This is a genomic window from Acidobacteriota bacterium, assembly GCA_022562055.1.
In the GTDB taxonomy this organism is placed as follows: Bacteria; Actinomycetota; Acidimicrobiia; order Spongiisociales; family UBA5794; genus BMS3BBIN02.
In genome coordinates this window covers 1-26,047 of the sequence record JADFQA010000031.1, presented here as the reverse complement: position 1 = coordinate 26,047, position 26,047 = coordinate 1, and the positions used below count along the sequence as shown (strand labels likewise).

Genomic DNA, 26,047 nt, shown 5'->3' with positions numbered 1-26,047 from the left:
ACGTCCAACGTCCCGTTCACGCGGCTGACGCGGTCGCCAACCATTCCCTTACAACACCCCAGAATAGGCCGTACTCGTCACGATGCATGGAATGACTGCCGTTGGTGATCATCTCATACCGGATTCGGGGGTTTGCAGCAGCGGCGCCACGTCCGGACTCCGACGACACGAGCGCTCCCAACGCCGGATCGGCACCGAGCAATAATGTCGGCACCGAGAGGCTGGCCAAGACACTCGTGCCGTCCCAGGTCGGTGCCCCGAGCGTGTCGACAACCGCCTCCGGACCGGACTGACGCAGCGCCTCCGCCTTGGTCCGGGCGTCATTCACGTGCCACCGAGGATTGTCGCGCGCGAGCTGCTCTTCCGTGAGCGGTCTGTCAAACACGTCGAGGAGCCACGCGCGAATCATCGGATTGTCCTCAAGCCGGATGGCCGGGTCTTCAAGAATGAGAGCTTTTGCAAACCCGGCGTCCTGTGCAAAACACGCCAGCGCAACGGCGGCACCGAGGCTGTGTGCAAACACAAGGTCCCAACCGGACCCGAGAGCGATCACATCGCCGGCGTATGCGGGGATCGAAAGATCGCCAGACTTCGGACTCTCGCCGTGCGACCGCAGATCAGGGGCGATGACGGTGTATCCGAGATCGGCCAGGTCGGGTCCGAGGCGCCACCAACCTGCGGAGTTCGACGACAAACCGTGAAGCACGAGCGCCCGTTTGTCGCGCTCACCCCAGGTGCGCGTCTGCAGAGTTAACTGTTCCATCGGCAAAATCTAACGGGCCGCAGCCGAATGTCGTGCGGCCTAGGTGTGACAATCGGGGACGTTGTCCCTGGGTGGATGGTGTGTTTGGGTGAGCCCTCCTTTTGGGGGACTGTGGGTTACGACTCGCAGCTCGAAGGAGGGCTCATGGCTTACGGTAGAACACAGCATCGCAATGCGCCGCTCACCCTGGTAGGGCGCCGCTGTGTGGTGGCGTGCGTTTTGGATCAGGGATGGACAATTGTCACGACGGCGGAACGGTTCCAGGTTGACGCTAAGACGGTACGCAAGTGGCGTGACAGGTTCGTTGCTCAAGGCATTGACGGGTTGCAGGATCGGTCGTCAAAGCCGCATCAGTCGCCGAACCGGACCCCGAGACGGCGACGGGTGATTCATCTGCGCACGAAGCGCCGGTGGGGTACCGACCACATTGCTTCCATGGTGGGGCTGGCGGCATCGACGGTGCAGAACATTTTGAACCGTGCCGGTCTGGGACGTCTGGATCGTGGCGACAGGGCCACTCGCACCGAACCGGTCCGTCGCTATCAGCAAGACACGCCTGGTGAACTGATCCACGTCGATATCAAGAAACTTGGTGCAATCCCTGACGGTGGCGGCTGGAAGACACGGGGCCGCGGCTACCCCGGTGAGGGTCCGAGGTCCCGCCAAGTCGGGTACCGCTATATCCACACCGCCATTGACGACCGTACCCGTATTGCGTATTCAGAGATCCTTCACAACGAACAAGCCACCACCGCTGCGGGGTTCTGGAAACGGGCGGCAGCGTGGTACCAATCGATCGGGATCAAACCTGGGCGGGTAATCACAGACAACGGATCGTGTTACCGCTCAGGACTCTGGTACCGGGCCTGTACCGACACCGGCACCGTCGTCAAAAAGACACGACCCTATCGGCCCCAAACCAACGGGAAAGTGGAACGGTTCCACCGCATCCTGCTAGAAGAATGGGCCTACATTGGACCCTGGATCTCACAAAGCCAACGCACCGACGCCTACCAAGGGTTCATCCACTTCTACAATCACCACCGAGACCACGGATCGCCCGGATCGGCAACCCCCAACAGCATCCTCAAGGACAACCTCCCCGAAGAGCACACCTAGGGATCGTTCGTGAACTCGGACTCGGTCGTGAAGGCCTTGCTGAACAATTGCGATGACAGGATGCCTGCGGCGATTAACGCAACGACTCATTTCCCACGATTCGTCAGCCGCGGCGGCGGACTTCACACCGCCTGATCCCATATACGGTGCGAGCTCGGCTGCTGTATTGGCTTCCATGGCGTCCGCTTTATTCGTGGGCAATGGCGTCAAGCACATCGAGGTTGGAGGCTCGCCAGGCTGGGGCGATGGCGAAGACGACGCCGAGTAGACCGGTGGCGATGATCCAGAGTGCCAACGTGCCGAATGGGATCGCGAAGGCGCTGAATCCCCGGTCGGCCAGCGCCTGCAGGATCGCCCAGGCGAAGAACACGCCGATCACGACGCCGAGCGTAGAACCGAACACTGCGATGATCGACGCTTCGGAGCGCACCATCCGTCTTGTCTGCCGACGGCTGAGGCCCACGGCTCTCAGCAATCCGATTTCTCGTGTCCGTTCGAACACCGACAGCGTCATGGTGTTGGTGACTCCGAGCAGCGCAATGATCACCGCGAGGCCGAGTAGGCCGGTGATCAGGTTGAGGAGCTGATTGATCCGCTTCTCGGCGTCGGTCAGCAGCTCGTCGAATGTCTGTACCTGGGCGGTGGGAACGTCTTCGGATAGGGCTGCCAACCTGGTCTTGACCTCCTCCGGCGAGAAGCCTTCGGCGGCTCGCACGTATACCTGTGCGTCGGACTCGACCTCGTAGTTTTCGATCCAGTCTTGTTGGGAGATGGCAATGATCCCGTTCCAGGCGTCGCCCTCTGCAATGCCAACTACTGTGAACGTCCTCACGCCCGTCGCTTCGAAGGTGAGTACCAGCTTTGAGCCGATGGAGAGTGAGTTGTCGTCAGCAATCCCCCGATGGACCACTACTTCGCCACCACCAGGCGAGAGGCGACCCTCCGAGGCTTGGGGTGGAAAGAAGTCGGGATAGTTCGGTTCGACACCGGTCACGAACGTTTCGCTCTCATCTAGGAGAACCGCTCCGGCCTGGAGGCGGGTCACCTCGGCCACGCTCTCATCCTGGGCGGCGCGGGCTGCGAGTTCTGGGGTGAACGAGGCACTCGGGTCGAGATCGTTGGTTGGTCGGATGATGACGTCGGCTTCGATGTCGTTTCCGATGATCTCGTCGATGGTCTCGCGGACCGATGCAGCCATTACTGAGGCGAGGGTCACCAGGGTGACACCAATCATCAGAGCGGCAGCCGTGGCCGAGGTGCGCCGTGGACTACGGATGGCGTTCTCCTGCGCGAGCTTGCCCGCAACGCGGTACAGCCTGGCGAACGGCCAACCGATTACCCGCGCCATCGGCTGCGCGACCAGTGCGCTCAGGATCGACACGCCGATGAAGACGATTGCTGCACCAACACCCACATAGACGATCTCGGGTGGCCCAGCATCAAGGTCCGCGAACAGACCGAAGAAAAGCACCGAGAGACCGGTAGCCGTCACCATCGAGCCAACGATGGCCCGGGTGGTCAGAGCCTTGCGACCCGAAGCGTCATGGTCCTCGCGAAGGGCCGCGATCGGTAGCAGCCGCGAGGCTCGTCTGGCAGGGAGGATGGCCGATATCACGGTAACCCCCACGCCCACGATCAGGGCAACCACGATCGTCCGCGGTTGCAGCGTTGGCGCGGCCGTCGGCAGCGCAATCCCGAATGCTTCAAGGGCTGCCCTGAGTGCTATGGCAATGCCAAACCCGACGCCGATACCCACGATGGAGGCAACCGTCCCGATCACAACCGCCTCGGTCAGCACCATCAGCTTCACCTGCCGGGCCGAGGCGCCCAGTGCCCTGAACAGGGCCAGCTCCTTGGTCCGCTGGGTCACGGTGATGCGAAAAGTGTTGGCGATGATGAACGCCCCGACGAAGACGGCAATAAAGCCGAAGGTCAGAAGGAAAGTCTTGAAAAAGGCCAGCCCTTCCTGGATCTTGCCCGCCCGCTCCTCGGCAGCTGTCTGACCCGAACGTGCTCGTGCGCCCTCGGGAAGCGACGGTTGGAGTTCGGCGATTACTTCATCGACGCTGGCACCGGGGGCGACCTGAATGCTGGCACCGGTTAGCTGGTCTTCACGATCTAAGAGAACCTGAAGTGTCGCTAGGTCGAACAGAGCCGAGGTGACGCCACCCAGATTGTTCATCCCTCCGAACCCGGCGATCCCCACCAGTGTGTACCCACGGGCCGGACTGGTTGGAGCTACCACGGAGACGGTGTCTCCAATGGCGAAGCCGTTGTCAGTTGCGGTTCGGGCGTCGATCACCACCTCTCCAGGTCCTTGTGGGTACCTGCCGGAGCGAAGGTTGAATCCGCCGGTACCCACATCGGTTTCCGTGAAACTGATGGCGAGCTGCGGTGGCCCTCCGCCGCCGATCGGCTCACCGTCCTTGTCGAGGATCACGACCCCAAAGCCTCGGAGAACAGGGACCAGCTGGTCGATGTCTTCGACCTCGCTTAACTTCTGGATCTCTGACTCCGGCAAATAGACGCCCTCTCCGAACTGCAGCTCCGAGTCGGCTGAGATGACAATGTCGACACCGCGGAAGGCGTCTTCGAAGATGCCGTCGAACGCCTTGTTGATGGTGTCGGTGAAGACAAAGGTTCCCGAGATAAAACCCACCCCGAGGACGATTGCCAGGCCCGTCAGGCCCAAACGCAGCTTGTGGGCCCAAAGGCTCTTCAAAGTAACGCTAAGCATCGTCAGGCCTCCAACGATTTGATACGGTCAAGCACCCGGTCGGGCGTCGGCTGGGTCATCTCACCGACGATCCGGCCATCCTGGAGGAATATCACCCGATCCGCGTAGCTGGCTGCAATCGGGTCGTGGGTGACCATCACGATCGTCTGACCGAACTCGCGGACTGCCTGAGCGAGGAGGTCGAGCAGCTCGGCACTCGAGGTGGAGTCGAGGTTGCCGCTCGGCTCGTCGGCGAATATCAGCTCCGGTCGACCGGCCAGCGCGCGGGCAGCCGCGACTCGCTGTTGCTGACCGCCCGACAACTCGGCGGGTCGATGTCCGAGCCGATCACCGAGCCCCAGGTTCTCAATCACCGAGTCGAGCCAGGCCTGGTCCGGGTCACGGCCGGCGATGTCCATAGGGAGAGTGATGTTCTCCAGCGCCGTCAGAGTAGGGACCAGGTTGAAAGCCTGGAAGATGAACCCCACCCGGTCGCGTCGCACCTTGGTGAGCTCCCGGTCCTTGAGATCACCGAGGTCCTGATCACCGATAAACACCTGACCCGACGTCAGATGGTCGAGTCCGGCCATGCAATGCATGAGGGTCGACTTGCCCGAGCCGCTCGGACCCATAATGGCCGTGAAGCGCTCTCGCTGGAACTCGACTGACACACGGTCGATCGCGGTCACAGCGGTATCACCTGATCCAAAGATCTTGGTCGCTTCCACGGCTCGGGCAGCAGACGAGGTCATCGCGAGGGCCTCAAGGTCGTCGAGGGTCCTCTCAAGGGTGTGGTTAGTCGTCATTTGAGCTCCCACGGCCGATTCACCGCAGCCGACACCGCCTCAGCCCTCCACCTGTCTATGGCAGTGGTCGAGTCGGTTCTCGCCGGACTGGAACGGTCCGGAATGTTGGCCCCGGGCGCTTTCCGTCCCGAAGGGCCGGGTCGTGAATGGGTCGACGAGCTGGAATTCAATCTGGGTCTAAGTTTCTTCATCATCTTTCGTCTTTCTTACTAAACGAGGGAACATTGTTTGACCGGCAGCAGATGCCGGGTGGTGCTTTACGGTTCTCTTTCGATTTGGTGACGAACCGCTGAACCCAACCGAGCCGGGCCCGAGGCCGCCGTTGGATCTCGGTAGGGTTGGGATGTGTCTGGCCGGTTAAGACCCGACAGGTTCGTACTCGGGCAGCGGAACGGGTAGTGCCTCCACTTCCTGGACTTCTTCTGGTTTGGCCTCGGGTAGGGGTTCGTGGTGGGCGGGCATCGTCCTGGCCACGACCAGGGCTCCGAGGAAGATGACGGCGGCGCCTATGAGTATCGCCAGGCCAAAGGCGTCTGTGAACGCTGCGGCGGCGGCGGCGGACAGCGCCGCGCCGGACTCGCCGGGGAGCGAGGCGGCTATCTGGAGCGCAGCTCCCACGGAGTCTTTGGCCGCGGCGGCTGCCTCGGCGGGCAGTGCGATCACCGTGGCGGCGACCCTGCTGGAGTAGATCGAGTTCATTGCCGAGCCGATCACTGCGATGCCAAGAGCGGTGGCTATCAGCCTGGTTAGATCGTTTATGGCTGACCCGACACCGGCCTTCTCTTCGGGTACCGAGCCCATCACCGCCTCGGTGGACGGGGCAAAGATGGTTGCCGCCGAGAACCCCACCAAAGCGATGACACCTCCCACAGCCCAGTAGGGGGTGTCAACCTCCCACAACAGTATCAGGGGCATGGTCGCGGCTAGGAGCAACATGCCTCCGGTGACGACCTTGGTGGTTCCGTAGCGGAGCGCCAGCATTTCGCTGCCGATGGCGCCGACCATCAGACCCAGCGACGCCGGCAGGAACCGGATGCCCGCCTCCAGCGGGGTGTAGCCCTGCACGAACTGCAGGTACTGGGTCAAACCGAAAATCAGGGCCGCCATGGCGAAGAACGCCAGGCTGATAGCGGCGGCGCCGGTGGAGAACCGGGCTCGTCTGAAGAAGGCGAAGTCCAGCAGCGGGTACCTGGTTCGGGTCTCGCGGATACCAAAACCGATGCCCAACAGGACCGCGGCCACCGCCGATGCCACAATCTGGGGAGATGTCCATCCTTGGCCGGGTCCCTCGATGATGGCATAGATCAGCGCTGCGATCGCCCCCGCCGATAGGATCGCGCCCGGTATGTCCAGCGGTTTGGCTTGCGGGTCGCGACTGTCAGGTACGAGAACGAAAGTGGCTACGAGGGCGACGGCGGCGATGGGCACGTTCACCAGAAACACCGAACCCCAGTAGAAGTGCTGTAGCAACAGCCCGCCGAGGACCGGGCCCAGGAAGAGACCGATTCCCGCCAGAGAAGCCCAGATGGAGATCGCTTTGGCCCTCTCCTTACCTTTGAACACGTCGACGATTATTGAGAGGGTCGCCGGCATCATCATCGCCGCCCCGGCTCCCATCACGGCGCGGGCAGCGATCAACTGCCCTGCGGTGTCTGCATACGCCGCGGCGAACGACGTGACACCGAACACCACCAGACCGGCTCGCAGCATCCGTGCCCTGCCGAAACGGTCACCCAGAGCGCCCATGATCAGCAGCAGACCACCAAAGACCAGAATGTAGGAGTTGACCATCCACTGCAGAGCGGACGCCGACGCCCCCAGCTCTTTTTGAAGAGTGGGCAGCACCACGTTGAGGATCGTCTCATCGATCGTGTCGAGCACCAGAGTCACCGAGACGACGGCAAGCGTCCACCACCGCAGACGGTGTTTGCGCAGTTCGGCCGCCGAGGTTGCCTCTTGCCGGCTCCCCTCGGCTTGTATCTGGGTTGGTTCGAGCGTCTTCATGAAACCTCCTCGCCGTCAACAACGGCTGATTCGTGGAACCAGGCGATTGCTGAGCCCGCGGATTCCCACTTGAGGACCCGCACCTGATTCTGTATAGTATGTTCGGTATAGAACATCATGTCTGATAACAAACAGTATGTATCGGACACTGGGGTGTCAAGAGTCAAAAGCCCCGAACCGTGCGGTACGGGACACACCCCAGCAATTGCCCGGAAACCGAGAAGGTAACAATGACCAACAAGCGACCACCGGACCGGCGGGTGCGCCGAACCAAGCAGCGACTCGACGACGCGCTCGAGTCGCTCATCATCGAGAAGGGCTACGACAAGATAACGGTGCAAGACCTCATCGACCGGGCCGACGTTGGCCGGTCGACGTTCTACGCCCACTACGAGACAAAAGACGAACTTCTCATCAGCTGGACCCAGCTCGCCGATGACATGGAGCTGCACATGGCACAGGAGCAAACCGACGCCGGGTCGACCATGCCGAGCCTCGCCCTGTTTCGCCACCTGGGCGAGTACCACCATCTATACAAGGCGCTGCTCGGCGGTCGCGGGATCGATATCGTCACCGAGATGATCCACAGCACGTTGCTGGGTCACGCCACATCGGAGCTGGAACGGCGCCCGGACGCCAACGACCAGACCACCATCCCGATCGAGGTTCGAGCAGGGTTCCTCGCCAGCTCGCTCCTCGCACTCCTGACCTGGTGGCTCGACAACGACAGGCCTTATCCGCCCGAGAGGATGGACGAGATCTACGAGGAACTCACCAAAACCACATAGGAGCTGAGATATAGAAGGCTGCCGCCTGCTAGTGGTTCAGGTGGCGTGGGCTGCCGGCTTCGATTTGAGGCCCCGTTCGACCACGATCTGTGGGACCGGGTCCAATCGCAGATTGAAGGCGTTGATCTCGTCGCCGCATACCGAGCACACGCCCTGGGTGTGCATCACCCTGCCACAGGTGGTGTGGATCAGCCGCACCGGCGGCTCGTTCTCGGTCTCCCACTTGTCGCCCCATGCGAGAAGGAAGGTGAGGATCGGCACAAGATCCCGCCCCTTCTCAGTCAGCCGGTACTCATAGCGGGGCGGATGCTCCTGGTAGGACTCTTTGCGCATGATCCCGGCGTCCACGAGCTTGGTGAGACGTTTGGTCAGGATGTTCCGGGCCACACCGAGACTGGCTTGGAAGTCGTCGAAGCGGCGGACGCCGTAGAACGCGTCGCGCAAGACCATGAAAGTCCACCGCTCCCCGATGTGCTCGAGGGTTCGCGCCACAGAGCAATCGATGTCGTAGCGGTTGGTGCCCGCCTCGCCGGACTCTGTCGGTGCCATGTCGACATCATACCTAAGTGAGTTGCATTGTGCAACCAACTATGCCATAGTGGGTTGCACAACAAAACTCACTAAGGAGGAGCACATGTTGCGGAACAACAGGAACAGAGCCCGACAGGCTGTTATGGGACGTATCGAGATCAATCTCGATGGGTTCGAACTTGGCCTCTCGCCCGAAGAGGTCATGGCCGATCTCGAATACGGCGTCGGCCCGATCGCGGAGACCGCCGGGTTGATGCAGGAAGACCCACCTCAGGTGCGGAGGGTCGCATGAGCCGAAAGGAGGCGGCAGCGCTCAAGACGGTGAGCGTGGGCCTCGCCGGCCTCTCGTACGTCGCACCCGCGCTGGCAGGCCGTATCGCCACCTATCTGTGGTTCACGCCGTTCCCACTCGGGCGGCCTCGGTCACCGCAGATTCCACCGGGGGCACGCAGGATCACCTTCGAGACGGCGGGATCGGTAGTCCACGGCTATGAGACAGGCAATGGTTCGCGAACGGCCCTCCTGATCCACGGATGGGCCGGCTCGTCGCGCCAATACCGCCGGATCGCCCAGCGGCTCACAGAGCAGGGCTACCGATGTGTGGTCATCGACCTCCCAGCCCACGGCATCGAGGCCGGACGTTCCACAGACGCCTTCGAGATGGCGGACGCCATCGAGATCGCCGGAAACGCTCTCGGCAAGGTCGACATCGTCGTCGCCCATTCACTGGGAGCAATGGCCACAGCAATGGCGATGCAACGTTCGCTCAAAGCCGACAGGCTTGTACTCCTGGCCCCCGGCCTGCGGCCCCATCAAGCTCTCGAAACGTTCGCAGCCATCCTTCAGCTTCGGCCCGCGGTCGCCAAGGCGGTTAAGCACTCGATGGAGGACAGATTCGGCCAAGACCTCTGGGACCGAATCCCCAAAGAGATCCTCGACATGAACGTACCCGGCCACACCCTGATCATCCACGACGTCGATGACGACATGGTGCCGATCGAAGAGGCCAAGCTACTGGCTGAACGTTGGGGTGTAAACCTTGTGAGCACACGAGGCCACGGACACAATGGCGTGCTCCGCGCACCTGAGATCATCAACCAGATCGCATCCTTAGCCTCCACAGAGCCAGTGTCGGCCTAGGTGTGACAATCGGGGACGTTGTCCCTGGGTGGATGGTGTGTTTGGGTGAGCGCTCCTTGTAGGACTGTGGGTTAACGACTCGCAGCTCGAAGGAGGGCTCATGGCTTACGGTAGAACACAGCATCGCAATGCGCCGCTCACCCTGGTAGGGCGCCGCCGTATGGTGGCGTGCGTTTTGGATCAGGGATGGACAATTGTCACGACGGCGGAACGGTTCCAGGTTGACGCTAAGACGGTACGCAAGTGGCGTGACAGGTTCGTTGCTCAAGGCATTGACGGGTTGCAGGATCGGTCGTCAAAGCCGCATCAGTCGCCGAACCGGACCCCGAGACGGCGACGGGTGATTCATCTGCGCACGAAGCGCCGTTGGGGTACCGACCACATTGCTTCCATGGTGGGGCTGGCGGCATCGACGGTGCAGAACATTTTGAACCGTGCCGGTGTGGGACGTCTGGATCGTGGCGACAGGGCCACTCGCACCGAACCGGTCCGTCGCTATCAGCAAGACACGCCTGGTGAACTGATCCACGTCGATATCAAGAAACTTGGTGCAATCCCTGACGGTGGCGGCTGGAAGACACGGGGCCGCGGCTACCCCGGTGAGGGTCCGAGGTCCCGCCAAGTCGGGTACCGCTATATCCACACCGCCATTGACGACCGTACCCGTATTGCGTATTCAGAGATCCTTCACAACGAACAAGCCACCACCGCTGCGGGGTTCTGGAAACGGGCGGCAGCGTGGTACCAATCGATCGGGATCAAACCTGGGCGGGTAATCACAGACAACGGATCGTGTTACCGCTCAGGACTCTGGTATCGGGCATGTACCGACACCGGCACTGTCGTCAAAAAGACCCGACCCTATCGGCCCCAAACCAACGGGAAAGTGGAACGGTTCCACCGCATCCTGCTAGAAGAATGGGCCTACATTGGACCCTGGATCTCACAAAGCCAACGCACCGACGCCTACCAAGGGTTCATCCACTTCTACAATCACCACCGAGACCACGGATCGCCCGGATGGGCAACCCCCAACAGCATCCTCAAGGACAACCTCCCCAAAGAGCACACCTAGGCGTTGCTCCGCGTGCGCCCAACCACCATGGTGCAAGCGTTAGAGATGTAGTGGAGGCCAAGCTCATCGGCGAGTGCAATCAGTTCGGGCGACTCCGCACCGGGCTGGAACCAAACGTATTGATATCCAAGCTCAGCCATGTCGCGCAACACTCCGAGACCGATTCGTGGGGGAACCACAAGGTTGACGATGGTCGGGGCCTCGGGAAGGTCAGCGAGAGACGCGTACGCGGGGTCGCCGTCGACCGTCGACCGGTTCGGGTTGACTGCAACCACCGGGATCCCCTTCGATTTCAGGTTGCGATAGATCGTCGCACCGTATTTCATTGGGTTATCTGTTGCACCAACTAGCGCAACTGTCGTGTCTGGCTCATTCAGCAACGTTGTCAGATTCAGATGATTCATGCTCTTGGAACTCGAAAGGTACATTCGGTATTCCTGTAGGTGTGACCGTAGCCGAACCAGGGTCCGCAACGTCCGTGTCTGCGCGCAGCGCTCCTAACACCAGCAGGATTCCTGACCCGACGAGCACGGACCCGAGGGGCCACGGCCACCTCGCCAAATTACCCCACCCGATGCCACATCGGCCGAAGACAGCGATTGCAACCATGGCCGCACCGACTACGAGACTCGTCACCGATACTTTGTGTCGTTCATTCATCACAGCATCTTTCTCCCTCACGGTGCGAATTCTGTCCGGACGACGCTCACCGCGCCCAGCCCTACGTCGACGTTGATGTACAGCGTCGCTCCCGGGTTACCGGCCTGTCGGTAGGCTCGTTCATCGCTCACTATGAACTCGGACGATGCGCCGGCAACGGCAAGTGTGTGCGGACCATCGTGGCCGCCAGCGCCCAACAGACCGTGGGTTCCGGTTTCGAGCGCCCCCAGACCGATCCGGGCCGTCACGACGACATTGACATCGCTCGGAATGCACAGCCCGAACGAGTATGAAAGAATCCACCACGACAACCCGACCACCGGCCTAGCGATTCAAGCAAGCTGACTCCGGAAAACCGGGGGAACACCAACGTGACCGGAAAAACGGGGGAAGACCAAGGTGCTCCGCCATATTGCCCGGGGTTTTGCATACAAACAGGTAGCGCGCAAGCTCGGTATCTCGATCAAAACGGTTGAGACACACGTCTCAGCTGTGCTGAGGAAACTTCAGCTCTCATCTCGTCACGAACTTGCTGTGTGGGCCTCGGACAGAGACATCGTGTGAGCGCCGGCATCCACAATCACGTAAGTTGACGGACAGCCGAACACTCACGAGAATCTCGCTACCGGGAGGTGTGACCTATCGATGCAGCGTTTCTACAGCGGCTGACACAAGACATTGACCAGCTCGCAAACGAAGGTCTCTACAAGACTGAGCGCTTCATTGCGACTCCACAGCAGGCACGAATCCGGTTGGTCGATGATTCGTCACCCCTCAACTTCTGCGCAAACAACTACCTAGGTCTCGCAAACGACGAACGTCTCATCGCCGCGGCCCACCGCGCACTGGACCGCCACGGATACGGGATGGCGTCGGTACGGTTCATTTGCGGAACGCAAGACATCCACAAGGAGCTCGAGGGCCGACTATCCAGTTTCCTCAGCACCGACGACACCATCCTCTATGGATCATGTTTCGACGCAAACACCGGATTGTTTGAAACCATCCTCGGCCCCGAAGATGCAATCATCTCGGATGCGTTGAACCACGCGTCAATCATTGACGGTGTCAGACTCTGCAAAGCAGAGCGCTTCCGTTACAACAACAACGACATGACCGACCTGGAACGATGTCTACGCGAATCCGCAGGGGTCCGCACCAGGCTCATCGCCACCGACGGTGTCTTCTCGATGGATGGCATCATTGCCAACCTCAAAAACATCTGCGACCTCGCCGACAAATACGGCGCACTTGTGATGGTCGACGATTCGCACGCTGTGGGCTTCACCGGACCGCACGGTGCGGGAACCCCCGACCACTGGGGTGTTCAGGACCGCGTTGACATCGTGACCGGCACACTCGGAAAAGCTCTTGGCGGAGCGTCGGGTGGTTACACCTCGGGACGCAAGGAGATCGTCGAGTGGTTACGCCAGCGCTCGCGGCCGTACCTCTTCTCAAACTCTCTCGCCCCGGTGATTGCCGCCACATCGATCGCAGTGCTCGACCTCATTGAATCCTCAACCGATCTTCGCGACCAACTGGCAGCTAACGCCGTCCGATTTCGCACTGCGATGACGGAGAGCGGGTTCACGCTGACTGGGGACCGGCATCCGATCATCCCAGTCATGATCGGGGACGCAACACTTGCCGGAAAAATGGCCGACCGGCTGCTCGACGAGGGAATCTATGTGGTCGGATTCTCGTTCCCAGTGGTGCCTCGCGGCGAGGCGCGTATCCGCACACAGATGTCTGCAGCCCACACGTTCGACCAGATCGACACCGCCGTTGCTGCCTTCACCCACGTTGGCAAGAATTTGGCGGTGATCGCGTGAAGGCACTGGTAAAAACTCGTCCTGAACCGGGACTGTGGCTTGAGGATGTGCAAGTCCCCGAATTCGGGCCACAAGACGTCCTCATTCGTGTGACCAAGACGTCAGTGTGTGGCACCGACCTCCACATTGTCGATTGGGACGAGTGGGCGCAGGCGACGATCGAAACCCCGATGCCGATCGGCCACGAATTCGTCGGGGTTATCGACTCGATGGGCGATCTCGTTGAAGGGCTGTCGGTGGATCAAAGAGTCTCCGCCGAGGGACACGTAACGTGCGGCCACTGTCGCAATTGCCGAGCGGGGCGGCGGCGCTACTGCCGCAACACGTCGAGTGTGGGCGTGAACCGTCCCGGTGCATTCGCAGAGTTCGTGACCATCCCGGCAACGAATGTCTTCCCAATACCAGACTCGATTTCTGACGACATTGCCTGCATCCTCGATCCTCTTGGCAACGCAACGCACACTGCGCTCGAGTTTGACCTCGTCGGCGAAGACGTGCTGATAACCGGCGCCGGCCCCATCGGAGTTATGTCGGTGGCAATCGCCAGACACGTCGGCGCTCGCTACATCGCGGTGACAGACATCAACGACTTCCGGCTCGACATCGCATCTGAAATGGGTGCGGACGCCGTCATCAATGCAACGGTTGGCACTGCTGTTGACGCTATGGCCGAGCTTGGTATGACGGAGGGTTTTGATGTCGGCTTCGAAATGTCCGGCAACTTTAGGGCACTACACGACATGATCACGGCAATGAACCATGGAGGAAATATCGCGCTGCTCGGCATTCCTCCGTCAGAAACTGAGCCAATCGACTGGACGGACATCATTTTCCGCGGTCTCACGCTGCGCGGAATCTACGGTAGGCGGGTGTTCGAGACTTGGTACAAAATGACTTCCATGTTGCAGACAGGACTCGACGTGTCAGCCGTGATCACCCACCACTTCGATGCGGCACAATTCGAGAACGCATTTGAAGTGATCCGCTCGGGTCAATGCGGCAAGGTAATCCTGAATTGGGAAACGACCTAGACCAACGGCGCATCTTTGTGTGACGTCGTCGCGTTCGTTAATCCTGGAACGCTGTTGCCGACAGGCAGATAGAGCACCCACAGCTCCAGCTTCCGACGAAGGAGCACAATGGCTCACACAGCAACAACGTTCATTGTCACCGGACGGGCCGGAATCGGTAAAACCACTGTGTGCCGCGATGTCGCTACAGAGATGAATACCTCATGGGTGGCAGCTAGCGGAATATTGTCATCCGAAATCGACGACCATCGTCACAGCCTTGGGCTAACCGTCGAGATCGTTGGCGGACGGACCTGCGAGTTGGCGCATACATCGATGGATTCCAAGACACGATTTGAGACCTCGGGTGTTGATCTTGAGACCTTCGAACGTCTGGCAATCCCGGCGATCCAGGGTGGGCGCGGCGTCACTATCGTTGATGAACTCGGACCGGTACAACTGATGTCGACGAGATTCCGAGAAGGTGTGGCGTCGCTGTTCCTTCGGCCTGGTCTCGTGCCGGCGACGGCGCCACAAAACTTTGACCCGTTCGTTGATCATCTCAAACACATGGACGGAGTGACAACGCTTCCGGTCAACTTTCATACGCGAGACGAACTCGCCAAGAATCTGGTTTCTTTGTTGCAAGGCGCAATAGCTGCACGCTAGGTGATCTCGAATTGGATGCGTTCGATCTTGTCAACAATCGGCTTTATCGACGTCTCGATGACCGCGACATGGGCGGGATGCTCGGCGTAGATTCGCCAGCTTTCAGAGCTGTCGAACTCTGCAAGCAGCACGTAATCTGCGTTCGTAGCCCCGGTGCCGATGCCAAGGTCGGAACCATGTTCGTAACGGCGGATCTCGGCGATTTGGTCGGGCAACGATGACAACCCCGCCGATACCACAGCGACCTCTTGCGCGGTTACACCAGACTTCCACCAGAACATCACTATGTGGTTGAACATGACCGCCTCGTTGGTTGTCTGCGTACCGGTTTGATACTGGCATCAACTCCACGACAGTAGCGCCGACCCGCAAAGACTGTGCAAGGACGTCGGTACACTCACCTCGTGATTCGGCATACTCTCGGAGTGGTTCTTGCAGGCGGTGACAGCGTCCGTATGGGCTCCGACAAAGCGCTTCTGAGACTCGACGAAACGACGTTTGTGCAACGTGCGGTCAAAATCTTGTCTTGCGCGTTCGAGGAAGTCATCGTGGCCGGTGGGTCGGCGCAGGTGCAACGGCTGGTCTCGGTTCCGGTAATTCCCGACGCCTTTCCGGACTCCGGTCCGTTAGCGGGACTCATGGCGGCCCTGGAGTATCAATCCGACAATGGCGTTTTTCTTTTGGCAGCGGATATGCCGCGCGTCACATCGGACATCGTGCGAGCGGTCGCCGAGCCCGCAGTTCGCGGGGTTTACGCTCGGATTGCCGTTTCGGGTAGCCGCGACCAGCCACTGTGCGGTGCCTATGGACGTGGGTGTCTTGCCAAGGCCATGTTTGGCATTGCATCGGGGGACCGCTCCATGCGAGCGTTCCTGAGGCGCGTTAGAAACGTCGACCGCGTGCAGGTGGACGACGCTCAACAGCTCGTCAACATCAACACCCCTGCCGAGTACCAATTTCTGACGGCAAGCACATAACACATGGACCTCTTCGGGCAACCCACAAGCGCTGCTTCCTTAGATCGCCAGATCCTACGCGTGGAACCTGGTGGTCGAACACCAGCCGACGACCCTGTGGCCGTGGAAGAACCCTTGGAGATACTCATACGACACCGCGGTTCAACGGAACGCCTCACGGTGACGATGCGGACGCCAGGCGACGAAGAAGACCTCACCATCGGGTTTCTCTTGGCCGAAGGAATCATTGCCCGGGTCGGCGACCTTCAGTCCGTGGAAAAGGTTCTGGTGGACGGCTCATTCCACAATCAGGTGCTCGCACACCTGTCGGATGACTTGGCCTTTGATCCCGATCATTTTCGCCGCAACGTGCTCACCACGTCGGCGTGCGGTATCTGCGGTCGCTCGTCGATCGAGCATCTTGTAACCCGACACGGCCATCCCATCGAACGCAACAGTCCGGTGTCGCTCGCAATTTTGATGTCGCTACCGAGCGCACTCACAAACCGACAGACAACCTTCGCAACAACGGGCGGCCTGCACGCAGCCGCAGTTGTTCGCCCCGATGGTGACATCGTGGCTGTCCGCGAAGACATTGGGAGACACAACGCTGTTGACAAGGTGATCGGCTTTTGCGCCACGAGCAATACGCCGGTCACCGCCGACCATCTGCTTGTGGTGAGCGGGCGGGCAAGCTACGAGCTGGTCCAAAAGGCGATCGTTGCGGAAATCGGCACGTTGGTGTCCATAGGACCACCCAGCACGCTTGCGATCGATCTAGCCACCGAGTTCAACCTGATGCTGGTCGGGTTCACCAAGTCGAATACCTGCAACGTCTACACCTGCCAAGGCGAGGTGGTGGCGTGAAGGTCCGGCTCACCGACAACGAGATTCGTCTGCGGGTCACTGACAGCGAAATGCAGATGCTGGCGGGAGGGTCCACGGTTTCCTGCGCGGTTACGCGCGACGCGACTATTCACCTCGGCGTCGGTGACGGTCCGCACTTTGCATTGCTTGGATCGATTTGGACCGTGACGATTTCGGCGGCTGATGTCCAACGCCACGCCGAAGTCGTTGGCCCTGACGGCGTCGGCTCCAGTATCGTCGACTATCAACCGCGGGATGGTTCGCCGCGCGTCCTCGTCGAGATCGACCGACAGCGCAGGGCACGGAAGGGCCGCTCGTCCCCGAACCGACAATCTGGTGGGTTCTCGCGATCCAAAACGGGGGATCCGAGTGACTGACAATCGTCGCGAAGCTGACAATCGTCGCGAAGAAGTGCTCATCCGCATCGAGCTGGCCGGGGGGCTGAAAGACGACGTGTCCGCCGCAATCCATGCCGAGACGGGTGTCCCCGAGGCCGATGTGTACGGGGTGGCTACGTTCTACTCCTTGTTGTACAACCCCACCGACGTCCGCGTCTGCCAGGGTCTGAGTTGTTTCCTGGCGGGCAGCGGAAACAAGATCGACGAAATGAGTCTGGCAGGTCAGAAGTTTCTCGCTGCGGCATGTCTCGGTCGCTGCGACGAGGCACCGGCGAGCTGGGATCCGCGCGGTGAAAACCCGCTTCCCGAGGTTCACCTCACGCCCCCGTCCGACGACCTCGCGATTAACCTGGCAGGCGACGACTCGTTCTCATACGCGGCTTTCGCCGCGGCGTGTGACAACGGGCAAGAATGGGTAATCAGCCAACTCGAGTCCGCCGGTCTGACGGGTAGAGGGGGAGCTGGTTTTCCAGCGCACATCAAATGGCGCGGCGTTGCCGGCCAACCAGTCACAGAACGCTACATCGTGCTCAACGCCGATGAGGGAGAACCAGGGACATTCAAAGACCGAGAGGTGATTCTGAGACGCCCCCACCTGGTTGTTGAAGGACTCGCCATTGCGGCACAAACCTTGCAAGCCAAAGACATCTACTGCTATGTGCGTGGCGAGTTTGGCGGAGTCAGAGATGCCCTCAAGGCCGCGGTGGCTGCGGCCGACACAGCAGGCCTCCTCGACGACACAGTCCGCTGGCATTTTGTCGACGGGCACGGCGCCTACATTTGTGGCGAAGAGACGGCGCTGCTCGAGTCGCTTGAGGGAAAACGCGGTTTGCCCCGAATGAAACCACCATTCCCCGTCGAAGCCGGCTTTCGTGGGGCCCCCACCCTGATCCACAATGTTGAGACTATCGCGGCCATTCCGGCGATCCTGACCCGAGGTGGTGGCTGGTTCAAGGCTCTCGGCCGAACGGAGTCTGGTTCCAAGCTGTACTGCATCTCGGGGCATATCCAGCGTCCCGGTGTGTACGAAGCACCGATGGGCATCACTATGGCCGAACTCATCGAGACGGCGGGTGGAGTGGCTGGCGCGTTAAAGGCCTTCTCCCCTGGTGGTGCCAGCTCGGGTTTCCTTCCCGCTTCGATGGTGAACGTCGCGCTCGACTTTGCTTCGCTCCAAAAAGTTGGATCGATGCTCGGCTCGTCCGGCGTCGTAGTGCTCAACGACACGGTCGACATGGTGCAAGCGGCGCTGGTACAAGCAGTGTTCTTCGAGGACGAATCGTGCGGCCAATGCGCCCCGTGCCGCATCGGGACCCAGCTCCTCCGTCAGATCATCGAGCAGTATCGCAGCGGTGACACTGATGCGTTTGAACACGTCGAGGACATCACCTGGGGCATGCAAGAAGCGAGTATTTGTGGCCTCGGACAGGCCGCTGCACTACCGTTACTTTCGGCGATGAAGTACTTCCCCAACGAATTCGGAATGGCTGTGTCCGCATGACCGGCGAGACCCTCACAATCAACGGGACGACAGTGGACTTCCGGCCGGGAGAAACGATCCTCTCTGCGGCCCGCCGGATCGATGTCGACATTCCGACGCTCTGCCACGATGACCGGATCGACCCAGCCGCGGCCTGTCGCATCTGTCTTGTCGAAGTTACCGGGTCGCGCCTCATGCAGCCTTCGTGCCACTCCAAGACACAAGCCGGCATGGACGTCACAACCGAAAGTAAACGGGTCGCCCGCAACCGACAATTCTCGCTTTCCCTGCACATGGCCGACACTGTGTCGGACCGCACCGTGGCTGAGGACGCAAACCCCAACCGACTCTTTGAACTCGCAGACATCCACGGAACCGCAGGCCTTTGGCCGCATGTCGATTCGCCGCGCCAGGGCCGTCCGATGGACACCAATCGCTTCATCGAGTTCAGAGAAGATCGCTGTATTGGGTGCGCGTTGTGCACGAGGTACTGCGACGAAGTCGAGGGGGTCACCGCTATCACGCTTTCACATCGCGGGGCCAAAATGACGATCTCTACCGTGGATGAGCTTTCGCTCACAGACACCACGTGTGAGTTGTGTGGCGGGTGCGTCTCGGTGTGCCCGACAGGGGCAATGACAGAGAAGGTTGCTCTCGCATACGGGAAGCCCGAACGCGAACTTGAGAAAATTCGCACTACATGCAATTTTTGCGGAGTCGGGTGCCAGCTCGATCTCAACGTCGACCGCGAAGCAAACCGCATCGTGAAGGTCACCGCTCCCGCACCAGGGACCACGGTCAACGACGGCAATCTGTGTGTCAAGGGAAAGTTTGCGAACGACTTCATCCACCACCAAGATCGGCTCACTGATCCACTCGTACGCAATACCGACGGTGTGCTCCGCCCAGCAACCTGGGACGAAGCGCTGGACCGTGTCGTTGAGGGCCTGCAAGGGGTAGTGGAGAGGCACGGCCCGCATTCGCTCGGGTTCGTCTCCTCGAGCCGTTGCACAGGCGAGGAGAACTACCTTTTTCAGAAAATGGCGAGGGCTGCGTTCGGGACCCATAACGTCCATTCGTGTGCCGCCACCTGACATGCTCCAACGGTTGCCGGTCTGGTAACCACGTTCGGGGCCGGGGCGATGACGAACTCCATTCCCGAGATCCGCGATGCAGACTTCCTTCTCGTAATCGGGTCAAACACATCTGAGGCCCATCCGATCATCGCAATGGAAATGAAGAAAGCGGTCCGGCGTGGCGCCAAGCTTGCCGTTGCCGACCCGCGGGCGATATGGATGACGTCGATTGCGAAGTGGCACCTCCAGATCGAACCGGGCAGCGATGTGTGGCTCCTCAATGCTTTCGCCCATGTCATCATCGACGAGGGCCTCGAAGACAAAGAGTGGATAGCTCAAAACACCGAGGGTTTCGAAGCAGTAAAGAAGACAGTGGCGGCCTACACGCCGGAGAAGGCCGAAACGGTCACCGGAGTCCCGGCGGAGATGATCCGCGAGGTAGCGCGGGAGTACGCCACGACGCGCAAGGCAGGCATCTATTACACGCTTGGTATCACCGAGCACACCACCGGCACCGACAACGTCTATGCCCTATCAAACCTTGTGTTGATGACCGGCCACCTAGGTGGCGCATCTATGGGAATGAACCCTCTCCGCGGTCAGAACAATGTGCAGGGCGCCAATGATTCCGGGGCTACACCAACGTTCTATCCGGGTTATCAGTGGGCGAAGGACACAGAAGTCCGAGACAAGTTTGCCAAGGCCTGGGGCGCTGAGCAGTCAGACGTCCCCGGTCTCAACCTCAACGAGATGATGGAAGTCATGGGTACCCAGGTAAAGGGTGTGTATCTCATGGGCGAAGACATCGTGATGTCAGAACCCAACGTTGGGAAGCTCGAAGAGGCGCTCAACGGTATTGAGTTCATGGTCGTTCAGGACATCTTCCTCAATGAGTCATGCCGATACGCAGATGTCGTGTTACCGGCGGCGTGCTTCGCCGAAAAAGACGGCGTGTTCACCAACTCGGATCGGCGGGTGCAACGAGTGCGCAAAGCGATCGACCCACCGGGCCAGGCTCGGGCCGACTGGGAGATCATCCTCGACGTGATGGAGCGTGCGGGATACAAGAACCCACACTACGACGGCGTTGCGGACATCTACGCAGAAATGGCCGCGCTCACGCCACAATTTTCGGGAATCTCGCACGAACGCATCGAAGAAGATGGCCTTCAGTGGCCGGTCGAGACAGCAGATGCGCCAAGCACGGTGTATCTCCACAAGGGTGGCGTGTTACGAGGCAAGGGCCTGTTCCAAGCTGTCGAGTACCGCCCGCCATTCGAGCAGGCCGATCCTGAGTATCCACTAGTCCTCAGCACCGGCCGCACGCTGTACCACTACAACGCCGGTTCGCAGACTCGTCGAATCGACGGTCTGGTGGAAAAGCAGCCGGAAGCGTTCATCGAAATCCATCCTCGTACCGCACGTGCGCTTGGCGTCGAAGACGGGGCCATGGTGGATGTCGTAACCCGGCGAGGCCGAGTTCGTTGCCGCGCCATGGTGTCGCGCCAGGTAAAACGGAACACCATTTGGATGCCTTTTCACTTCGCCGAGGCTCGCGCCAATCTCCTCACCACTGAGGCCGGTGACGCCGTGACCGGCACCGGCGAATACAAGGTCTGCGCGGCCCGTATTGAGCCCGCGGAGGGTACCGACGTGCAGGCGGTGTTCCCCGGGTCGTACCAGACACCCACCCGTCTCACAGCCAGTCCGTGAGTCCTGTCCGTTGGGCGCTCCTTGTGACGCTCGCGTTGTTTATGACCTCAGCGGGGACCTACCACTTCGTGCGCCCTGAGGCGTACGAGGCGCTCATCCCTCCCATCCTCCCCGCAAAACGTTCGCTGGTTTACGTCACCGGTGTTATGGAAATAGGGTTTGCGCTCGGTCTACTCGTCCCAGCTTGGCGTCGCTGGTCCGCTGCGGGACTCATCGTCACGCTGATTGTTGTGTTTCCAGCAAATGTCTGGATGGCGCTCCAGGGCGGCATCGATGACCGTCGCCTCCCTGCCTCGTTCGCAAACCCAGTTGTCGCCTGGGCCAGACTCCCCTTCCAAGGCCTCTTCATCTGGTGGGCGTCACTGTTTTTGCGGAAATGAGCATCATCGCCATTCGTCGGGGGTTACAGAGTCGAGTCAACGACCTGCTTCCGGTAGATCCGGTTCGCCTGTGTGATCGCCGTCTTCGGAGTTGTCGAAATCGAGATCGGGTACCGGCATAGGTCCGCGTTCTGCGTAGGCCGTTGGTGCGGCGGACCGCGCTTCGACAGCTTCAGGGTCCGATGGAGAGTTCGAATCGGGAGCCGTATTGCCCGGGCCTGAGGCATCCATCACCTGTGCCGGCTCGTGAATGAGCGTGGCGGCGCCGATTCGCTCTTGTTCGAGGGGATCTGGAGTTGGAAGACTCCCGAGTTGGCGATCAAGGGCCGCCAACAACGCGGCGCCTTCGCGTGTCCGGCCTACGATGACGCCGAATGTCCCCAGAAGCCCAAACGCGGCTGCCACCGCAGCACCTCTACCGACTAGTGTCTCGAGCGGCGGCACATCAATCTTGAACGCAAACGCGACATCACAGGTTTGCCCGTTCTCAAACACGACCGTGCCGAACACGTCGTATACGCCGGCGGCGTACTTTGCGACAACGTCGGTACGCACGGTACGCGACTCCACACCGCCACCCGAATCAATCGCATCCCCGTTGTCAACCAACCCATCCCACTGTTGAAAATTGAACGTGGTAAACCCGGCGTACATCAGATCGATCGAGCCACCGTCGATCTCGCTGGGAAACTCTAGGGTCCCCGTGAGAGACCCCTCCGCGTCAACGAGTATCGCGTCAGCCGCGGTAGGTTGGAGGGGGGCGACGTCGACTCCGTTGAGAGTCACTCGACACGGACCAGTGACCGTTGCATGAGCTGGACTCGCACTGGAGACGAGAAGGGCGGCGGTCGATACTGCCAGGACAGCGACCGTGGTCGTCGCTGCCATCGCACGGCCGGCGGATCCTTTGAGGTAGTGTCGCAGGCGGCGGTTGTAGGCACCGACAGAAATCATGTACACAAGCGATGGAACGATGATGCCGGAAACGATCGCGGCCGAGAGACCCTGGATTGAAAGTGTGCGAGTGAGGACACGCAGCCCAGCTTGTTGGAGCAGAACGACGACGCCAAGTCCGCCAACCGCACCGAAAAAGATGCCCCAACCGCTGACTCGCGGTCGCCAACGAAGCTTCGCCGGCACCTTGTCGATTGTGTAGCGGACAGTCTTACGCGCCACCTGGGTACCTCCCGGGAATCAAGCTACCACTTGGCCGCGCGTCCATACATCTCCGGACCATGGACCGCTAGCGACGTCCAAGCTCTATGACATGTGTGCTGACGTGGGCTCCTGGAGAATCTGGCGGACTCCGAATACCGCGGAGGATACCAGTACCAATGCCGCAATCTGGATGCTCGACCCAAACCGCTCGAAGGATGCAATACCAAACGCAGCCTGGAACAGCAACGTATACAGCAGCCCCACGATGATCATCGGCAGTGCCACCGAACGCGCAGGAATGTGTTGAGCAAACACGATCCCGACCGGTACCAGCACCACCCAGTCGTACATGACGAGGTGCGGGATGACCAGCAGTCCCCCAACCGTTGCCACGATAAACATAACGTCGGTGCCCCACTCTGATCGAACGCCACGCACGAGCACGATGGCAAACACCGCAACACCGCCCAATACGATGGCGCCTGACCATACCGAAGACCCCCCGGTGAAAGCATCCACTGTGTCCCGAAGCGTCACCCCCATCGGGATCCCATTGAGGGGAAACGCGTCCGAGGCAGCTTTGAGCATGGATAGGTAACCGCTGTACGAGCCCGGAAAAAGCACTGCTGGTGCAAGCGATATCGCCGATGCCGCGACTGCAACGGTGACGAGTGACCGGTGGTGGCGTCGCCAGTCAATCAGCCACCAAAGAACGATCGGGGCAAGTAGCTGGGGTTTCAGAATCAGTACAGCAGCGAGCAGACCGGCCTGCGTTGCTTGTCCCGCCCGCAGCCGCGACAAGACACCCGCGTAGAGCGCAGCCCAAAAGAATTGGCCCTGACCGAGCGTCACGCCGAGAAACCCCGGTACCGACACCAGCACTGCACCGAGCACGAACGCGGGTCGCGTCGTCCCGATGGAACGAAGCCCAAAGAAGAATGCCACAATCCCAAGAGTGGTCCACAGAGCGAGACCGACCTCGTAACGCAGGGGTGCGAAGGGTGTCAGCACCATTGCGAAGGCCGGTGGGTTGAGGTACGTCGGCTCCAGCCCTACCGGGCCGCGACGTACTTCCTGCAGAAGGTCCGTCATGGCTTCGAGGTCGTACAGCTGGTCCGCGTCGCGATAGCGCAGCATCGTTGCACCGGCGTGGAAGGTCGAGTAGTCAACACCAACCACGTTGCCTGTTTGGCTGCGATGGTCCGAATCGGTCGCGACGCTGTAGATCGACAAAACGTAGAGCGCGGCGCCAACGCCGAGTATGACGGCGACACCACGCCAGAGGTTTCTGCGGAGTGACTCCCGCCCTGCCTCTGACTTCATATCGTGGTTTCCAATCCAGATTCAGTGACCAGCGCGGCGCCGTCGGTTGACCGCATGCGCCTCACAGCCACGATGCCAACGAAAATCAGGACGAACGAGGTGATCTGCACCGTAAACCCGAGTCTGCGATATACCGATGCCCCGAAAGCCATCTGCACGAAGGACGCGTACACAATCGAAACGATCATGGCGGGTAGGTCGACGCCTTTTCTTGGGAGATATCGCGCTACCACTACACCCGCAGGCACAAGCACCATCCAGTCGTAGAGGAGCAGGTGGTTGGAAAGTGCTGCGGCGCCGAGGATCGCCACGACAAACATGACGTCCTGGTGCCACCGGCCGCGGACGGCAACAACGACGAGGCCGACGAGTAACAGGTTGCTGAGGACGAACCCGACTGTGGCGACAAATGTGGACGGGCCGGTGATGGCGAACAGCGCATACGGAAGAGTCGCACCCCAGGGAATCCCCTCCTGCAACGCGGAGGCCGACGACTCGCGCAGCAAGGCGAAATAGCCGTCGTATGACCCGGGGAACAGCACCATCGGCAGCAGCGCCAGGACCGCCGACCCCGCACCTACGGAGAGGAGCGCCCGCCAGTACTGGCGCCAATCGATCATCCACCACAATACGAGTGGGGCCAGCAACTGAGGTTTGAGCGATAGTAGGGCGGCGAAAAGCCCGGCCTGGACCTGTGCGGAACCCCGGAGCCTCCACAGAATTGCTCCATACAGCGCGGCCCAAAACATCTGGGCCTGCCCAAGCCGCACACCAATGAAACCATTGATCGACGTCGCTGCGACGGCCAACACCAGCCATGGTCTCGGTGTGTGCAGAAGTCGCAACGACACACCCAAGGCGAGAAATCCCGCCACGGTCCACACCGCAAGGCCTGCCCCGTAACGCAGCGAAGCGAGCGGAACCAGGAGCATCGCAAAGGCGGGAGGATTGACATAAGCAGGCGCGGCGGAGGTGACTTCTCCTCTCAACGCGGTCCGAACCGCGGCAACCTCATCCACGTCGTAGAGGGTGTCGGCCTCACCAAAAAGTAAGATCTGCGCTGCGGCATGGAACGTCGAGTAGTCGTCGCCGACGCGTACCGTCGATTCAGGGTCGGCGATTTCGCCGGCGACGAAATATGCGAGCGCACCGTAGGACACAGCTCCTAGGATCGCGATGATGGCGACCATCCGCCACAGCGTTCGGCGCAGCGATTCCTGGTCGGTTTCGCGGTTCATTCGCCGGAGACTAGTGCGATGTAGGCGCCGTCCAAGGTTCCACCGACTGTGCCGTCATCGCCCCTACCACCACGGCCATGGCAGCGGTTGCCGGTCTACTGGTGGAGCGGGATGCGCGCGAAGTGTTAACAACGATGCCAATCGCGCCGCGGTCGCGACCGCCTCGGATTCGGATAGCAGTGCCGCAATGCGATTCCGAAGGCCGCCCCGCATCGCTACCTCCAGCCGCTCAAGACAATCAACCATATGATCTGGCAGTTCACGGTCCGCAAAACCCCACAGGACCGTGCGGAGTTTCGGAAGATGATGAAACGTCAATCCGTTGTCTATCCCCCAGACGCGATC

General features: G+C 60.5%; 28 protein-coding genes. 16 read left to right on the top strand and 12 right to left on the bottom strand.

What is annotated here, in order from left to right; translation table 11 throughout:
• Positions 1–16: 16 nt before the first annotated feature.
• Positions 17–763, bottom strand: coding sequence for an alpha/beta hydrolase (locus IIC71_11315; protein ID MCH7669768.1), 747 nt, complete (start codon positions 761–763; stop codon positions 17–19).
• A gap of 144 nt (positions 764–907) precedes the next feature.
• Here IIC71_11315 and IIC71_11310 point away from each other — a divergent pair, with 144 nt between their 5' ends.
• Positions 908–1,882: an IS481 family transposase gene (locus IIC71_11310; GenBank protein ID MCH7669767.1), complete on the top strand. Its 975-nt coding sequence runs from the start codon at positions 908–910 to the stop codon at positions 1,880–1,882.
• A 187-nt stretch (positions 1,883–2,069) separates the two neighbouring features.
• Here the strand turns inward: IIC71_11310 and IIC71_11305 are convergent, their stop codons facing one another.
• From IIC71_11305 to IIC71_11295, 3 genes are all read right to left on the bottom strand, one after another.
• A complete protein-coding gene (locus IIC71_11305; GenBank protein MCH7669766.1) occupies positions 2,070–4,619 on the bottom strand; it encodes an ABC transporter permease in 2,550 nt (849 codons plus the stop codon).
• Positions 4,620–4,621: 2 nt separating this feature from the next.
• On the bottom strand, positions 4,622–5,350 hold the full coding sequence (locus tag IIC71_11300; GenBank protein MCH7669765.1) for an ABC transporter ATP-binding protein: 729 nt from the start codon (positions 5,348–5,350) through the stop codon (positions 4,622–4,624).
• A gap of 411 nt (positions 5,351–5,761) precedes the next feature.
• Positions 5,762–7,408 carry an MFS transporter gene (locus IIC71_11295; GenBank protein ID MCH7669764.1) on the bottom strand — a complete coding sequence of 549 codons (1,647 nt, stop codon included), beginning with the start codon at positions 7,406–7,408 and terminating at the stop codon, positions 5,762–5,764.
• Positions 7,409–7,638: 230 nt separating this feature from the next.
• On the opposite strand from IIC71_11295, the gene IIC71_11290 reads away from it, so the two are divergent.
• Positions 7,639–8,196 carry a TetR/AcrR family transcriptional regulator gene (locus tag IIC71_11290; protein ID MCH7669763.1) on the top strand — a complete coding sequence of 186 codons (558 nt, stop codon included), beginning with the start codon at positions 7,639–7,641 and terminating at the stop codon, positions 8,194–8,196.
• Positions 8,197–8,232: 36 nt separating this feature from the next.
• Here IIC71_11290 and IIC71_11285 read toward each other — a convergent pair whose 3' ends face one another.
• Positions 8,233–8,745, bottom strand: a complete 513-nt coding sequence (locus IIC71_11285; GenBank protein MCH7669762.1) for a helix-turn-helix transcriptional regulator — start codon at positions 8,743–8,745, stop codon at positions 8,233–8,235.
• An 85-nt stretch (positions 8,746–8,830) separates the two neighbouring features.
• On the opposite strand from IIC71_11285, the gene IIC71_11280 reads away from it, so the two are divergent.
• From IIC71_11280 to IIC71_11270, 3 genes are all read left to right on the top strand, one after another.
• Positions 8,831–9,019, top strand: a complete 189-nt coding sequence (locus IIC71_11280; GenBank protein ID MCH7669761.1) for a hypothetical protein — start codon at positions 8,831–8,833, stop codon at positions 9,017–9,019.
• The gene (locus IIC71_11275) at positions 9,016–9,867 is read left to right on the top strand and encodes an alpha/beta fold hydrolase (protein MCH7669760.1); all 852 of its coding nucleotides are present in this window, start codon (positions 9,016–9,018) and stop codon (positions 9,865–9,867) included. The genes IIC71_11280 and IIC71_11275 overlap by 4 nt, the downstream gene beginning before the upstream one ends.
• A 100-nt stretch (positions 9,868–9,967) precedes the next feature.
• A complete protein-coding gene (locus IIC71_11270) occupies positions 9,968–10,942 on the top strand; it encodes an IS481 family transposase (protein ID MCH7669759.1) in 975 nt (324 codons plus the stop codon).
• Here IIC71_11270 and IIC71_11265 read toward each other — a convergent pair.
• Genes IIC71_11265 through IIC71_11255 form a run of 3 tightly spaced genes read right to left on the bottom strand, consistent with a single transcriptional unit; the run spans position 10,939 to position 11,913 of the window.
• On the bottom strand, positions 10,939–11,346 hold the full coding sequence (locus tag IIC71_11265; protein ID MCH7669758.1) for a CoA-binding protein: 408 nt from the start codon (positions 11,344–11,346) through the stop codon (positions 10,939–10,941). The two genes, IIC71_11270 and IIC71_11265, sit on opposite strands and share 4 nt — an antisense overlap.
• On the bottom strand, positions 11,312–11,602 hold the full coding sequence (locus IIC71_11260) for a hypothetical protein (protein MCH7669757.1): 291 nt from the start codon (positions 11,600–11,602) through the stop codon (positions 11,312–11,314). The genes IIC71_11265 and IIC71_11260 overlap by 35 nt, the downstream gene beginning before the upstream one ends.
• 17 nt (positions 11,603–11,619) lie before the next feature.
• Positions 11,620–11,913 carry a hypothetical protein gene (locus IIC71_11255; protein ID MCH7669756.1) on the bottom strand — a complete coding sequence of 98 codons (294 nt, stop codon included), beginning with the start codon at positions 11,911–11,913 and terminating at the stop codon, positions 11,620–11,622.
• Between the two features lie 88 nt (positions 11,914–12,001).
• Here IIC71_11255 and IIC71_11250 point away from each other — a divergent pair, with 88 nt between their 5' ends.
• The 4 genes from IIC71_11250 (at position 12,002) to IIC71_11235 (ending at position 15,113) form a co-directional block, all read left to right on the top strand.
• A complete protein-coding gene (locus tag IIC71_11250; protein ID MCH7669755.1) occupies positions 12,002–12,166 on the top strand; it encodes a response regulator transcription factor in 165 nt (54 codons plus the stop codon).
• Positions 12,167–12,243: 77 nt separating this feature from the next.
• Positions 12,244–13,434, top strand: a complete 1,191-nt coding sequence (locus tag IIC71_11245; protein ID MCH7669754.1) for a glycine C-acetyltransferase — start codon at positions 12,244–12,246, stop codon at positions 13,432–13,434.
• A complete protein-coding gene (gene tdh / locus IIC71_11240; protein MCH7669753.1) occupies positions 13,431–14,465 on the top strand; it encodes an L-threonine 3-dehydrogenase in 1,035 nt (344 codons plus the stop codon). Before IIC71_11245 ends, tdh begins: the two co-directional genes overlap by 4 nt.
• A 108-nt stretch (positions 14,466–14,573) precedes the next feature.
• Complete coding sequence (locus tag IIC71_11235) at positions 14,574–15,113, top strand: hypothetical protein (protein MCH7669752.1); 540 nt, start codon at positions 14,574–14,576, stop codon at positions 15,111–15,113.
• Here IIC71_11235 and IIC71_11230 read toward each other — a convergent pair.
• A complete protein-coding gene (locus IIC71_11230; protein ID MCH7669751.1) occupies positions 15,110–15,412 on the bottom strand; it encodes a Dabb family protein in 303 nt (100 codons plus the stop codon). The genes IIC71_11235 and IIC71_11230 overlap by 4 nt on opposite strands.
• Positions 15,413–15,517: 105 nt before the next feature.
• On the opposite strand from IIC71_11230, the gene IIC71_11225 reads away from it, so the two are divergent.
• The 7 genes from IIC71_11225 (at position 15,518) to IIC71_11195 (ending at position 21,983) form a co-directional block, all read left to right on the top strand.
• The gene (locus IIC71_11225) at positions 15,518–16,090 is read left to right on the top strand and encodes a molybdenum cofactor guanylyltransferase (protein MCH7669750.1); all 573 of its coding nucleotides are present in this window, start codon (positions 15,518–15,520) and stop codon (positions 16,088–16,090) included.
• Between the two features lie 102 nt (positions 16,091–16,192).
• Entirely contained in the window at positions 16,193–16,936 is a 744-nt protein-coding gene (gene fdhD / locus IIC71_11220; protein MCH7669749.1) for a formate dehydrogenase accessory sulfurtransferase FdhD, read from the top strand.
• Entirely contained in the window at positions 16,933–17,313 is a 381-nt protein-coding gene (locus IIC71_11215) for a hypothetical protein (protein ID MCH7669748.1), read from the top strand. The genes fdhD and IIC71_11215 overlap by 4 nt, the downstream gene beginning before the upstream one ends.
• Positions 17,306–18,835, top strand: a complete 1,530-nt coding sequence (locus IIC71_11210) for an SLBB domain-containing protein (protein ID MCH7669747.1) — start codon at positions 17,306–17,308, stop codon at positions 18,833–18,835. The genes IIC71_11215 and IIC71_11210 overlap by 8 nt, the downstream gene beginning before the upstream one ends.
• Entirely contained in the window at positions 18,832–19,908 is a 1,077-nt protein-coding gene (locus tag IIC71_11205; GenBank protein MCH7669746.1) for a (2Fe-2S)-binding protein, read from the top strand. Before IIC71_11210 ends, IIC71_11205 begins: the two co-directional genes overlap by 4 nt.
• Before the next feature lie 48 nt (positions 19,909–19,956).
• Positions 19,957–21,603 carry a molybdopterin-dependent oxidoreductase gene (locus IIC71_11200; protein MCH7669745.1) on the top strand — a complete coding sequence of 549 codons (1,647 nt, stop codon included), beginning with the start codon at positions 19,957–19,959 and terminating at the stop codon, positions 21,601–21,603.
• 41 nt (positions 21,604–21,644) lie between these two features.
• Positions 21,645–21,983, top strand: a complete 339-nt coding sequence (locus IIC71_11195) for a DoxX family membrane protein (protein ID MCH7669744.1) — start codon at positions 21,645–21,647, stop codon at positions 21,981–21,983.
• Between the two features lie 36 nt (positions 21,984–22,019).
• Here the strand turns inward: IIC71_11195 and IIC71_11190 are convergent, their stop codons facing one another.
• The 3 genes from IIC71_11190 to IIC71_11180 form a co-directional block, all read right to left on the bottom strand.
• On the bottom strand, positions 22,020–23,159 hold the full coding sequence (locus tag IIC71_11190) for a hypothetical protein (protein ID MCH7669743.1): 1,140 nt from the start codon (positions 23,157–23,159) through the stop codon (positions 22,020–22,022).
• An 84-nt stretch (positions 23,160–23,243) separates the two neighbouring features.
• Positions 23,244–24,464 (bottom strand): DUF2029 domain-containing protein, encoded by a 1,221-nt coding sequence (locus IIC71_11185; GenBank protein MCH7669742.1) that lies wholly within the window; start codon positions 24,462–24,464, stop codon positions 23,244–23,246.
• Positions 24,461–25,702: a DUF2029 domain-containing protein gene (locus IIC71_11180; protein MCH7669741.1), complete on the bottom strand. Its 1,242-nt coding sequence runs from the start codon at positions 25,700–25,702 to the stop codon at positions 24,461–24,463. The genes IIC71_11185 and IIC71_11180 overlap by 4 nt, the downstream gene beginning before the upstream one ends.
• Positions 25,703–26,047 lie beyond the last annotated feature (345 nt).